The organism is Pseudomonas putida W15Oct28 (genome assembly GCF_000708715.2).
In the GTDB taxonomy this organism is placed as follows: Bacteria; Pseudomonadota; Gammaproteobacteria; order Pseudomonadales; family Pseudomonadaceae; genus Aquipseudomonas; species Aquipseudomonas putida_R.
The window spans coordinates 33,093-46,151 of the sequence record NZ_JENB01000040.1 but is presented as its reverse complement, the minus strand read 5'-3'; the positions used below and the strand labels follow the sequence as shown (position 1 = coordinate 46,151).

The following is a 13,059-nucleotide window of genomic DNA, read 5'->3' as shown; positions in this document are numbered from 1 at the left end:
CACCTAGACCCATCGCAACCGCCGGAACATCCACCACTGCCCCACCGCCAGCCCCAGCACGACGATGCAGGCGAACAGGAAGCCATAGGGGTTTTCTGCCCCCGGGATACCGCCGACATTGATGCCCAGCAGCCCGGTAATAAAGCTCATGGGCAAGAAGATGCAGGTGATGATGCCAAAGCGGTACATCGTGCGGTTCATCCGCTCGCTGCGCCGGCGGTCTTCGCTTTCCAGCACCAGCGCAGCACGCTCGCGGGTCAGCTCCAGCTCTTCGAGGTAGCGGATCAGGCTGTTGTTCAGCTCGTTCCAGTAATCGGCATCGGCATCGGCAAACCAGCTCCATTTGCTGCGCGACAGCTGGGCGTAGATGTCCCGCTGCGGGGCCAGGAACCGCCTCAGGCCCGCTGCACGCCGGCGGATCTGCTGCAGGCTGCCGTTTTCCGGGGTGTACCGTTCGTCGGCTTCGACCTTTTCTTCTTCCAGGTCGACCAGTTCGGACAGGTCGCTGACCAGGCCCTGGACCTTTTCAGTCAGCAGTTCGCCCATCAGCAGCAACAGCTCGGAAGCCGACTTCGGCCCCCTGCCCTGCTCCAGCAACTGGAGAATCTCGTCACTGGCGCGCAACGGCCGCAAGCGCAGCGAGATGACCCGCTGCGCCTGGGCGAAGATGCGCACCGAGACCATGTCTTCGGGCTCTGCGCCCGGGTTGAGGTTGACCCCACGCAAAAACAGCAACAGCTGTTCGTCAGCCATGGGCAGCAGGCGCGGCCGGGTGTTTTCTTCCAGCAGCAGCTCGCAGGCGAACTCGCTCAGGCCGCTGTCATGCAGCAGCCAGGTGCGGGTTTGTGGATGGCTGCGGTCCCAGTGCAGCCACAGGCTCTGCTCCGGTTGCAGCTGCAGGTCGTCCAGTTCGGTACGGGCAATCGAGCGCGCGCCGCCTTTACCATCGAGCACCAGGGCATGCACCAGCCCCCACTGCGCGTTGTCTTCCTCGAACATCAAAGCTCCATCAGCGCGTGCGGCGCATCACTCCGGCATTTTCAGCGGGCTTGGCGAGACCAGCACGCCATTGTTGTCGGCATACACATACTCGCCCGGGCGGAAGGTTACCCCGGCGAAGGTCACCGCCACGTTGAGGTCACCGATGCCGCGCTTGTCGGTTTTCATCGGGTGACTGGCCAGGGCCTGCACGCCGACGTCGGTCTGGATCAATACGTCCACGTCACGCACGCAGCCGTAGATCACCAGGCCTTCCCAACCGTTCTTGGCGGCCTTTTCGGCGAGCATGTCGCCCAACAGCGCGCGGCGCAGCGAGCCACCGCCATCGACTACCAGCACCTTGCCCTTGCCGTCGAGTTCGACCTGCTCCTTGACCAGCGAGTTGTCCTCGAAGCACTTGATGGTGACGATCTGGCCACCGAACGAGTCGCGGCCGCCGAAATTGCTGAACATCGGTTCCAGCACTTGTACCAGGTCCGGGTAGGCGTCACACAGGTCGGGCGTTACGTAATGCTGCATGGGAGGCTCCTGTCAGTCACAACGAAAGCGGGTATCGGCCAAGGCTACACCTTGGAGGCTGTCGCAGTCATCCGGGACCAAGCAGTCATTTGTATTCATCCTGTACCGGCCCTTGCGCGGGCACCCCCGCTCCCACAAGAACACCACTGCCCTCAAGGCCTGTGGAGTACTTGTGGGAGCGGGCCTGCCCGCGAAGGGGCCGGTACAGGCAATGAAAGATCAACTGGCTGGCAAGGGATCCGCTGCCACAGTGGACTCATGCACCGGCAGCAGCGGGTTGCGCAACCAGCGCTCCACCAGCGGCCACACCTGCACCTGCGCGGCCTTGCTCACCAGCATGTCGACATGCCCGAAGGCGTCGAAGCCTTCCTCACGCCCCAGCCGCAGGAACTGCTTGCGCTCACCCCCCAACTGCTCGAACAGCTTGCGGCAGGCCCACACCGGGTCCTGGAAGTCCCCCTCGCCAGCCACCGCCAGCAGCGGCACATCCACCTCTGCCAGCCCCGCCCACCAGTCGTTCTGCTTGTCGCCAAAGCGCCCGAACAGGCCGTGCCAGCGCATGCTCTCCAGCGCCAGGCCGATCGGCTCATCCTCCGGCCCACGCTTGAAACGTGGCCCGGATATCTGCCCCCAACGCTTGAGCACCAGCTTCGCGCCCCACGCCAGCGGCGGCACTTTCAACGGCCAATAGACGCGGCTGATCTGGGTGCCGAACAGCGCCACGCTGGCCACCTCCCCGGCAGCCAGAAAACCACCACCCAAGGCGGCCGCCAAGGTAGTGCCGCCCAGGGAATGGCCAATCCAGTGTGGCGCCTGGCCCGACTGCTCGCGCACGAACGCGGCAATCAGCGGCAGGTCATCACGGGCATAGGCGGCTACGTTGTTGTGCTGCCAGGCGTGGTTACGCGGCGACAGGCCATGGCCGCGCATTTCCGGGATCCACACATCGAAACCGGCACGGGCGAGGTAGGCGCCCAGGCCAACCCCTTTGGGCGAGTACCAGAAACGCCGATTGGAAAAACTGCCGTGCAGGAGAATGACCGGCACGCCCAGAGGCTGGCCCTGATCGGCCAGCCCCAGACGGGTAATGGCAAGCTCGACGCTAGGGTCAGGGCCATTGCCGGCCTTGATCCGGTACACGTCTTCGCTGAGGTCGCCGCGGCGCTCGGCACTGAGCAGGGCCACGGGAAATAGAATGCTGCTGCTTTGCATAAGGTTGCTTGGTGCACAAAAAAGGGCGGGAACCATTACTGGAACACGCCCTGGAAAAAACCAGGCGGGGGTACGCCAGACGTCCCCCCGCGTTTCACCGGGTCAGGCTGCGCCCTGGCCCTCGGCCAGGAAGAACCAGGTCTCGAGTACCGAGTCCGGGTTCAGCGACACGCTTTCGATGCCCTGCTCCATCAGCCATTTGGCCAGGTCCGGGTGGTCCGATGGGCCCTGACCGCAGATGCCGATGTACTTGCCGGCCTTGTTGCACGCGGCAATGGCGTTGGCCAGCAGCTTCTTCACCGCAGGGTTACGCTCGTCGAACAGGTGGGCGATGATGCCCGAGTCACGGTCCAGGCCCAGGGTCAGCTGGGTCAGGTCGTTGGAACCGATCGAGAAGCCGTCGAAGTACTCTAGGAACTCCTCGGCCAGAATGGCGTTGGACGGCAGTTCGCACATCATGATCACGCGCAAGCCGTTGTCGCCACGGGACAAGCCGTTTTCGGCGAGCAGGTCGACGACCTGGCTGGCTTCGCCCAGGGTACGCACGAACGGTACCATGATCTCGACGTTGGTCAGGCCCATCTCGTTGCGTACACGTTTCAGGGCACGGCACTCGAGCTCGAAGCAATCACGGAACGACTCGCTGATGTAACGCGAAGCGCCGCGGAAGCCCAGCATCGGGTTTTCTTCTTCCGGCTCGTACAATTTGCCGCCGATCAGGTTGGCGTACTCGTTGGACTTGAAGTCCGACAGGCGCACGATGACCTTTTTCGGGTAGAAGGCCGCAGCCAGGGTGCTGATGCCTTCGACCAGCTTCTCGACATAGAAGCCGACCGGGTCGCTGTAGCCAGCAATACGCTTGTCGACGCTGTCCTTGAGCTCCGGCGGCAGGCCTGCGTAGTTGAGCAGCGCCTTGGGGTGCACACCGATCATGCGGTTGATGATGAACTCCAGACGCGCCAGGCCGACACCGGCGTTGGGCAGCTGGGCAAAGTCGAAGGCACGGTCGGGGTTGCCGACGTTCATCATGATCTTGAACGGCAGCTCCGGCATGGCATCAACCGAGTTCTGCTTGATGTCGAAGCCCAGCTCGCCTTCGAAGATGAAACCGGTGTCGCCTTCGGCGCAGGACACGGTCACACCCTGGCCGTCTTTCAGCAGCTGGGTGGCGTTGCCGCAACCGACCACGGCCGGAATACCCAGCTCACGGGCGATGATCGCCGCGTGGCAGGTACGGCCGCCGCGGTTGGTAACGATGGCACTGGCGCGCTTCATCACCGGTTCCCAGTCCGGGTCGGTCATGTCGGAGACCAGTACGTCGCCCGGCTGGACCTTGTCCATTTCCGATACGTCGTTGATCACCCGCACCTTGCCGGCGCCGATGCGCTGGCCGATGGCGCGGCCTTCGACCAGTACGGTGCCTTTTTCTTTCAGCAGGTAGCGTTCCATGACGTTGGCGCTGGAACGGCTTTTCACCGTTTCCGGGCGTGCCTGGACGATGTACAGCTTGCCGTCGTCACCGTCTTTGGCCCACTCGATGTCCATCGGGCGCTGGTAGTGCTGCTCGATGATCATGGCCTGCTTGGCCAGCTCATTGACTTCGTCGTCGCTCAGGCAGAAGCGCGCACGCTCGGCACGGTCGACTTCGACAGTCTTGACCGAACGGCCGGCCTTGGCTTCTTCGCCATAGACCATCTTGATGGCCTTGCTGCCCAGGTTGCGACGCAGGATGGCCGGGCGGCCGGCCTGCAAGGTTTGCTTGTGCACGTAGAATTCGTCAGGGTTCACCGCACCCTGCACCACGGTTTCGCCCAGGCCGTAGGCGCCGGTAATGAACACCACGTCGCGGAAGCCCGACTCGGTGTCGAGGGTGAACATCACGCCTGCAGTGCCGGTTTCGGAGCGGACCATGCGCTGCACGCCAGCCGACAGGGCGACCAGCTTGTGGTCGAAGCCCTGGTGCACGCGGTAGGCGATGGCGCGGTCGTTGAACAGCGAGGCGAACACTTCCTTGGCCGCGCGGATCACGTTGTCGACGCCACGGATGTTGAGGAAGGTTTCCTGCTGGCCGGCGAACGAGGCGTCCGGCAAGTCTTCGGCGGTGGCCGAGGAACGCACGGCAACGGCCATGTTGTCGTTGCCTGCAGCCATTTCTGCGAAGGCGGTTCGGATTTCCGAATTCAGACGCTCCGGGAATTCGGCTTCCATGACCCACTGGCGGATTTGTGCGCCGGTTTTGGTCAGGGCATTGATGTCATCCACGTCGAGCGCGTCGAGCGCGGCGTGAATCTTGTCGTTCAGGCCACTCTGTTCGAGAAAATCGCGGTACGCCTGCGCCGTAGTGGCAAAGCCGCCCGGCACCGATACACCAGCACCGGCAAGGTTGCTGATCATCTCGCCCAGGGATGCGTTCTTGCCCCCCACATGCTCTACATCATGGACGCCGAGCTTATCGAGGGAAACTACGTACTCTACCAAGGTGATCTCTCCACTAACTGTGTTGGAAAAGCTCAAAAAGGCGCCCGCCTGTCTTCGGTGACTTGGCCGGGCGTTTGTGGCCTGTACCTGGAAAATAGCGCCTGCAAATGTGGCAGAATGTCGAAGCCGCATTCGGCAAACCGAACTTATCATATCCAAGATTCGTCATCAGCTTAAGGCCCAGATCGCAAATGAAACGAACCGCGTTCTTCATCTCCGACGGCACCGGTATCACTGCCGAAACCCTGGGCCAGAGTTTGCTCGCGCAATTCGAGAGCATTCCGTTCAACAAATTCACCCGTCCGTACATCGATTCGCCAGACAAAGCGCGGACCATGGTCCAGCAAATCAACGCTGCGGCCGAGCGTGACGGGGTGCGCCCGATCATCTTCGACACCATCGTCAACCAGGACATCCGGGAGATCCTGGCAACGTCGAACGGCTTCATGATCGACATCTTTTCTTCGTTTTTATCCCCGCTGGAGCAGGAATTGACCGCCCATTCGTCGTATTCCGTGGGCAAATCGCACTCGATTGGCGGCAATTCCAACTACATGGAACGCATCGAGGCGGTGAATTTCGCCCTGGACAACGACGACGGTGCGCGCACCCACTACTACGACAAGGCCGACCTGATTCTGGTGGGTGTGTCACGCTGCGGCAAGACCCCCACCTGCCTGTACATGGCCATGCAGTTCGGCATCCGCGCCGCCAACTATCCGCTGACCGAAGATGACATGGAGCGCCTGCAGCTGCCGGCGGTGCTGAAAAAGCACCACAGCAAGCTGTTCGGCCTGACCATCGACCCCGACCGCCTTACCGCCATCCGCCACGAACGCAAGCCCAACAGCCGCTATTCCAGCTTTGCCCAGTGCGAGTTCGAAGTGCGCGAGGTAGAGAGCCTGTTCCGCCGCGAGAACATTCCCAACATCAATTCCACGCATTTTTCGGTGGAAGAGATTTCGGCGAAGATTCTGGTCGAGAAAGGCGTGGAGCGCAGGTTCAAGTAAGCCTGAACCGGCCCTTTCGCGGGCGCGCCCGCTCCCACAGGTCCTGCGCCAATCTCGAACCCTGTGTGATACCTGTGGGAGCGGGCATGCCCGCGAAGAGGCCAGCACAGGGATAAAAAAACCCGGCATCTCTGCCGGGTTTTTCATTTCAGCTCAGGCTCAGGACGGCACCACCGCCGCCTGCCCGCTCATGGCCAGGTCGACCAGCTCGCGGTTGGCCACCGCGTACATCGCATAGTCGGTGCCGGTGGCATTGCGCAGGTCGTCCAGCATGGCACGCCAGCGCTCCACCATCACCCGGTGCTGCTCGGCCCACAGCGCCACACGGGCGTCCATGTCATCCGGCGCATCGGCCATCTGCAAGACCGAGATGGTGATCGCCCGCTGCTGCAGGTCGATGTCGTCGCGGAACGCTTCGCGGGCCAGCGCCTGCCAGTTGTTCTCCACCGGCAAGTTGCTGATTTCCTGCAGGTACCAGGTCAGGTCCAGCGAACTGCCCACGGCGAAGAACGCCTTGGCCACTTGCGCCGGGTCATGGCCGGTGACGTCGGCCGCTTCGATGATCGGCAGCAGGGTGTACAGGTGGCTGGTACCCGCCACCATGCGCGCCAGCAGCTCTGGCACACCGGCGTCGACAAAGCCCTGGTAGCGCACCATCCAGCGTTCGCGGGTCGGGCCTTCGAGCAGTTCATCAAGCTTGAGCCCGAGTTGCGCGATTTTCGGCCCGAAGTGCGCCGTATCACGGCCGGCGTCCTGCTCGTTGCGGCGGCTACGCAGGAACCAGCGCGTGGCACGGCGGCCCAGGCGCATCAGTTCGTCCATCAGGGTCAGCTGGACTTCTGCCGGTACCTGGTAGTCCAGTGCCTCGATCTGGCGGAACCAGTGTGGCAGGTGGAAGATGTCGCGCACGATCACATAGGCCCCGGCCACGTTGGCCGGGCTCATGCCGGTCGACTCCTTCAGGCGCTGGACGAAGGTGATGCCCATGTTGTTGACCAGGTCGTTGGCGATCTGGGTGCTGACGATTTCGCGCTTCAGGCGGTGGCGGCGCATGGAGTCGGCAAACTTGCTCACCAGCGACGGCGGGAAGGCGGTTTCCATGTCGCGGGTGAGGTAGTCGTCGTCCGGCACCAGCGACTTCAGCAGCTGTTCCTTGAGGTCGATCTTGCTGTACGAAATCAGCACCGACAGCTCGGCGCGGGTCAGCCCATGGCCGGCCGCCAGGCGTTCGGCCAGTTGCTCTTCGGACGGCAGGAACTCGATGGCGCGGTCCAGCTTGCCACGGGCTTCCAGGTCGGCCATCAGGCGTTTGTACTCGGCAATCCGCTCGCGGGCACGGCGGGCCGCCAGCGACAGCGCCTGGGTCTGCTTGTAGTTGTTGCCCAGCACCAGGGCGCCCACTTCGTCGGTCATGCTACCGAGCAGCTGGTTACGCTGCTTCTCGGTCATGTCTCCACCCTGCACCACTTCGTTGAGCAGGATCTTGATGTTGACCTCGTGGTCGGAACAGTCCACGCCGCCGGCGTTGTCGATGAAGTCGGTGTTGGTGGCGCCGCCGTTCAGGCCGAACTCGACCCGGCCAAGCTGGGTCATGCCCAGGTTGCCGCCCTCGCCCACCACTTTGCAGCGCAGTTCGTTGCCGTTGACCCGCAGCGCATCGTTGGCCTTGTCGCCGACATCGGCGTGGCTTTCGCTGCTGGCCTTGACGTAGGTACCAATGCCGCCGTTCCACAGCAGGTCGACCGGTGCCTTGAGCAGCGCGTTGAGCAGCTCGGTCGGGGTCAGGCGGTCGGCTTCGATGGCGAAGCGCTCTTTCATCTGCGGGCTGATGGCGATGCTTTTGGCACTGCGCGGGAAGATCCCGCCGCCTTCGGACATGATGCTGGTGTCGTAATCGGTCCATGCCGAACGCGGCAGGTCGAACAGGCGCTTGCGCTCGGCAAAGCTGGACGCAGGCTCCGGGTTCGGGTCAATGAAGATGTGCAGGTGGTTGAACGCCGCCACCAGTTGCAGCTTGTCGGACATCAGCAGGCCGTTGCCGAACACGTCGCCGGCCATGTCGCCCACGCCAATGACGGTGATCGGGTCTTCCTGCACGTTGATGCCGCGCTCGCGGAAGTGGCGCTGCACGCCTACCCAGGCGCCGCGTGCGGTAATGCCCATCTTCTTGTGGTCGTAACCGGCCGAACCGCCCGAGGCAAAGGCGTCGCCCAGCCAGAAGCCGTAGTCGATGGCGATGCCGTTGGCGATGTCGGAGAAGGTTGCAGTACCTTTGTCGGCCGCCACCACCAGGTACGGGTCGTCATCGTCGTGGCGCACCACGTTGGCCGGTGGCACCACGCCGCCGTCCTTGAGGTTGTCGGTGATGTCGAGCAGGCCGGAAATGAAGATGCGGTAGCACGCCACGCCTTCAGCGGCGATCTCGTCACGGCCGCCACCCAGTGGCAGGCGACGCGGCAGGAAGCCGCCCTTGGCGCCGACCGGCACGATGACCGAGTTTTTCACCTGCTGGGCTTTTACCAGGCCCAGTACTTCGGTACGGAAGTCTTCCTCGCGGTCGGACCAGCGCAGGCCGCCACGGGCGACGTTGCCAAAGCGCAGGTGCACGCCCTCGACACGTGGCGAATAGACGAAGATTTCGAACTTGGGCACCGGCTTGGGCAGTTCGGGGATCAGCTTGGGGTTGAACTTGAAGCTGAAGTACGACTTGTTCTGGCCGTTGGCGTCCGGCTGGTAGAAGTTGGTGCGCAGGGTGGCCTTGATCAGGTCCAGGTAGCGGCGCAGGATGCGGTCTTCGTTGAGTACCTGCACGTCGTCCAGCGCGGTCAAAATCGCTTGTTCCAGGCGCAGCTGCTTGTCGTCCAGGTCTTCCTGGGTGAGCTTGCGGGCCAGGTAGAAGCGGGTCTTGAACAACCGGGTCAGCTCGCGGGCGATGTCGGTGTGGTTGTTCAGGGTGCTGGCGATGTAACCCAGGTCGAAGCCCAGGCGGATCTGCTTGAGGTAACGGGCGTAGGCGCGCAGCAGTGCCACATCACGCCATGGCAGGCCGGCAGTGAGCACCAGGCGGTTGAAGGCGTCGTTCTCGGCGTCGCCGCGCACGATGTGGATGAAGGCGTCCTGCAGGGTATCGTTGAGCTGCTGGATATCCAGGCTCAGGCCTTCGCTGTAGGTGAAGGCGAAGTCGTGGATCCAGTACTCGCGGCCATTGGCATGGCGCAGGCGGTACGGGAACTCGCCAAGCACGCGCAGGCCGAGGTTTTCCAGGATCGGCAGCACGTCAGACAACGCCAGTGGCGTATCGGCGTGGTACAGCTTGCAGTGCAGGATGCGCTCGCCAACCTGGGTCAGCGGCTGGTAGAAGCTCATCGCCAGCGGCTTGCTTTCCGACAGGTTCAGCACGTGCTGCAGGTCGACCACTGCCGAGTGCGCGGCGAAGCGCTCACGGTAGCCCGCCGGGAAGCCCTTGGGGAAATCGGCCAGGATGTTGGTGCCCTGGGCTTCGCCGAAGTTCTCGACCACCAGCGTCGAATAGTCGTCATGCCACGAGCGGCAGGCCTGGATTACTTCACGCTCCAGCTGCTGCGGGTCGATGTCGATGCGGTTTTTCGGGTCTACCCGCAAAATCAACTGCACGCGTGCCAGCACCGACTCGGAGAAGAAGGTCCAGAACTCGCAGTCGCTGGCCTTCAGGCGCTCCATCAGCACTTGCTGGATCTTCTGCCGTACTTCGGTGGAGTAGATCTCCCGCGGCACATAGGCCAGGCAGTAGCAGAAGCGGCCGTACGGGTCCTTGCGCAGGAACACGCGAATCTTGTTGCGCTCCTGGATCTGCACGATCGCCATGACGGTGGTGAACAGCTCGTCGATCGGCGTCTGGAACAGGTCGTCGCGCGGCAGCACTTCCAGTACCTGGGCCAGTTCCTTGCCCAGGTGGGCCTTGGCGTCGAAGCCCGAGCGGCGCTCGACTTCAGCCACCTTCACGCGGATATACGGAATGGCATGCACGCTTTCGCCATACACCGACGAGGTGTACAGGCCCATGAAGCGGTGTTCCTTGATGACTTTGCCGTCGGCGTCCAGCTGGCGGATCGACACGTAGTCCGGGTAGGCCGGGCGGTGCACGCGGCTGGGCAGCGCGGCCTTGGCGAACGACAGCAGCAGCGGTTCGTTGAGGTAAGCCACGGCGTAGTCTTCGATGCGCAGCTCTTCGGCCGTCAGGCCTACGCGCAGGCGGCGCGGCAGGCCGAGGAACGACGGCTCGTCGTAGACCATCTGGCCGCCGTCGGCGTCGCGCTTGACGGTGAATTCTTCATAGCCCAGGAAGGTGAAGTGGTTGTCCAGCAGCCACTCGAGGAAGGCCTTGACCTCGCCCTTCTCGTTCTGGGCAGGGCCAAAGGCGGTCTGTTCCACCTGCGCCACAACTTCACGCAGCTTGGCCTTCATCGGTTCGAAGTCGGCCACAGCCACCCGTACCTCGGCCAGCACCTGCTCGATCTCGCGGGTCAGCACCGTCAGTTCGGCAGCGTTCGCGCAGCGGTCAATCTCCAGGTACATCAGCGACTCATGGCGCACGTCTTCGCCATGGGTACCCTTGGGCAGCAGTTCCAGCAGCTCGCCCTTGACGCCACGGCGCACGCTGAGCACGGTGGTTTGCAGGGTGTGGATGCTGTAGCCGCGGCGGTTGAGCTCGGTGCGCACAGAGTCGACCAAAAACGGCAGGTCGTGGTGCAGCACTTCGACCACGGTATGGGTCGACTGCCAGCCGTTGCGTTCGTAATCGGGGTTGTACACCCGCACTTGCGGATATTCGGGGTCGAAACGTTCGATGATGCGCCAGGCTGAGAGGGTGCAGCCGGCCAGGTCGGAAAGCCTGCGCTGGGTGAGTTCGTCCAGAGAGATGATGCCGAAGAACTGTTCGGCGAACAGCGCCACTTGTGGCAGGGACTGTTCGCTGATGTGCTGCGCCAGGGCCGCTTGCAGTTGATGCTGGAAGTCAGCTTTGCTGGCTGCGGTGAAAAACGCCATCTGTGGTACTCCGCTTGGGCTTTGTAATAGTTGAAGCGTCGCTGCGTGCGCCGTGTACGGATCAACGATAGCCAACCCGTGGCAAGGCGGACGGTAAAACCAGGCGTTGAACGTGCGTGGGCACGCCCAGGGCTCGCCGAAGCTTAACGACTGATCGGTCATCTACGCTTGCAGCGCTGCGACAATTTCGGTCAAGGGGCGGTAACTTTACGTTTATGCCTGTACGCAAGACTGTCAGAATTCCCTTCCGTTTCCTTTGATCCGAGCCTGCTCATGCAAATCAACACCGCCTTGCTGTTCGCCACCCCTTGCGATGACGAGGAAGACAACATGGCGACCCTGTGCTGCCACAGCGACAAGGGTCAGATGTTTCTGCTTACCCGCTACCCGGACGAAGACACCGTCGACCTGACCCTGGATGACGAGCCGTCGACGCTGGATGGGCTGAAAGTGACACTGAGTGCCAAGCGCCTGCTGATCGAAGTGGCGGCCGGCGACCAGGATGCGTTGAAGGGGGACGAGGTGCTGGAGATCAACCTGACCAGCGACCTGAGCGACCTGGATGAAGTGAAAGAAACCCTGGAAAACATCCTGGCCGGGACCGGCACCTTCGTCTGCGAAATTTGAACGCGGTCCCTTGTGGATACAACTGTCTTGCACATCACTCAGGCTGCCGCATCACTTTGTAGGAGCAGCCTTGTGCTGCGAAGAGGCCGGTAAGGCTCAAGACTATCTGCGGCTGCAATGGCCTCTTCGCAGCGCAAGGCTGCTCCTACAGGACTTGTGTTTGGCTTGAAATCAACACAGGTCAGGTGGGAGCACACCAGGCCTTAAATCAACGCTGCCTGCATCTGCTGCGCCTGCACCCGCAGCGCCTCGCAAAACGGCTCCACCGCTGCCGATGCCGGCCGGTGGTCCGGGCGTATCAGCATCACCTGGTACGGCACCGACACCCGCAACCTGCGGATCGGTAGGCCGCCCTGCGCCGCCTCCAGCCCGCTCAGCGGGTTGATGATCGCCACCCCAAGGCCTTGCCTGACCATGGCGCACACAGAGGCGGCACTGGTAGTCTCGATCACCGTGCGGCGGTTCACCCCCGCCGCACGAAAGTGCTGGTCCAGGCGCTGGCGGTAGGTGTCCAGGCTGGCCAGGTTGATAAAGTCGACCTCGTGAAAATCACTCAGCTCCAGCTCGGCCTTGGCCTGCAACGGGTGATGCTCGGGCAGCACGCACACCATGTTGGCGCTGAACAGCAGTTCACCATAAGCGCCGCGCGGTATCTGCTCGACCTCGGTCAGGCCAAGGTCGTGCTGCTGGGCAACCAGTGACTCCTCCAGCAGCGGCGATTCCTGCGCCACGATGCTTACGCTCACACCCCGGTGCTGCTGGTGAAAACGCTGGCAGGCCTTGGGTAGCAAAGTTTGCGAGAACAGCGGCAGGCAGGTGATGGCCAGCCGCCCCTGCTCGAAATTGCGAATGGCCTGGGCAAAGCGATCGATCCGCTCCAGCCCGACGTAGGCACGCTCGACCTCTTCGATCAACAGCAACGCCTGGGCCGTCGCCACCAGGCGCCCACCCTCGCGCTCGAACAGGTTCAGCCCGGTAACCTGCTCCAGCCGCGCCAGCTCGCGGCTGACAGTGGGCTGCGAGGTGAACAGCAGGCGCGCCGCCCCTGTGACACTGCCAGCGGCCATGATGGCGCGGAACACTTCGATGTGGCGGACGGACAGTTTCACGGCAACACCCGGTGAGTCGACAATTGGTATATCAGATATGAATAGATGGCAGAAAAATAGCTATTTTTCTGAATTCCCGG

At 62.7% G+C, this 13,059-nt stretch carries 8 protein-coding genes; 2 read left to right on the top strand and 6 right to left on the bottom strand.

The features are described from left to right. Nucleotides 1-3: 3 nt before the first annotated feature. From AK81_RS22195 to ppsA, 4 genes are all read right to left on the bottom strand, one after another. A complete protein-coding gene (locus AK81_RS22195) occupies nt 4-999 on the bottom strand; it encodes a zinc transporter ZntB (RefSeq protein WP_043202539.1) in 996 nt (331 codons plus the stop codon). A 27-nt stretch (nt 1,000-1,026) separates the two neighbouring features. After that, nucleotides 1,027-1,518: a ribonuclease E activity regulator RraA gene (gene rraA / locus AK81_RS22190; protein WP_021785500.1), complete on the bottom strand. Its 492-nt coding sequence runs from the start codon at nt 1,516-1,518 to the stop codon at nt 1,027-1,029. Nucleotides 1,519-1,737: 219 nt separating this feature from the next. Beyond that, the gene (locus AK81_RS22185) at nt 1,738-2,730 is read right to left on the bottom strand and encodes an alpha/beta fold hydrolase (protein WP_241496111.1); all 993 of its coding nucleotides are present in this window, start codon (nt 2,728-2,730) and stop codon (nt 1,738-1,740) included. 102 nt (nt 2,731-2,832) lie between these two features. Next, on the bottom strand, nt 2,833-5,208 hold the full coding sequence (gene ppsA / locus AK81_RS22180; protein WP_043202530.1) for a phosphoenolpyruvate synthase: 2,376 nt from the start codon (nt 5,206-5,208) through the stop codon (nt 2,833-2,835). Between the two features lie 191 nt (nt 5,209-5,399). Between ppsA and ppsR the strand changes: the two genes are divergently transcribed. Next, nucleotides 5,400-6,218 (top strand): posphoenolpyruvate synthetase regulatory kinase/phosphorylase PpsR, encoded by an 819-nt coding sequence (gene ppsR / locus AK81_RS22175; protein WP_016485587.1) that lies wholly within the window; start codon nt 5,400-5,402, stop codon nt 6,216-6,218. 159 nt (nt 6,219-6,377) lie between these two features. On the opposite strand, the gene AK81_RS22170 is transcribed toward ppsR, so the two are convergent. Next, nucleotides 6,378-11,243 carry an NAD-glutamate dehydrogenase gene (locus tag AK81_RS22170; protein WP_043202527.1) on the bottom strand — a complete coding sequence of 1,622 codons (4,866 nt, stop codon included), beginning with the start codon at nt 11,241-11,243 and terminating at the stop codon, nt 6,378-6,380. A gap of 273 nt (nt 11,244-11,516) precedes the next feature. On the opposite strand from AK81_RS22170, the gene AK81_RS22165 reads away from it, so the two are divergent. Next, nucleotides 11,517-11,870 carry a hypothetical protein gene (locus tag AK81_RS22165; RefSeq protein WP_043202524.1) on the top strand — a complete coding sequence of 118 codons (354 nt, stop codon included), beginning with the start codon at nt 11,517-11,519 and terminating at the stop codon, nt 11,868-11,870. Between the two features lie 203 nt (nt 11,871-12,073). Here the strand turns inward: AK81_RS22165 and AK81_RS22160 are convergent, their stop codons facing one another. Further along, nucleotides 12,074-12,979 (bottom strand): LysR family transcriptional regulator, encoded by a 906-nt coding sequence (locus AK81_RS22160; protein ID WP_043202523.1) that lies wholly within the window; start codon nt 12,977-12,979, stop codon nt 12,074-12,076. Nucleotides 12,980-13,059: the final 80 nt, after the last annotated feature.

Excerpts from the sequence above, each read along its gene's own strand:
- AK81_RS22195 (WP_043202539.1), bottom strand. The coding sequence starts at position 999 with ATGTTCGAGGAAGACAACGCGCAGTGGGGGCTGGTGCATGCCCTGGTG.
- rraA (WP_021785500.1), bottom strand. The coding sequence starts at position 1,518 with ATGCAGCATTACGTAACGCCCGACCTGTGTGACGCCTACCCGGACCTG.
- AK81_RS22185 (WP_241496111.1), bottom strand. The coding sequence starts at position 2,730 with ATGCAAAGCAGCAGCATTCTATTTCCCGTGGCCCTGCTCAGTGCCGAG.
- ppsR (WP_016485587.1), top strand. The coding sequence starts at position 5,400 with ATGAAACGAACCGCGTTCTTCATCTCCGACGGCACCGGTATCACTGCC.
- AK81_RS22170 (WP_043202527.1), bottom strand. The coding sequence starts at position 11,243 with ATGGCGTTTTTCACCGCAGCCAGCAAAGCTGACTTCCAGCATCAACTG.
- AK81_RS22165 (WP_043202524.1), top strand. The coding sequence starts at position 11,517 with ATGCAAATCAACACCGCCTTGCTGTTCGCCACCCCTTGCGATGACGAG.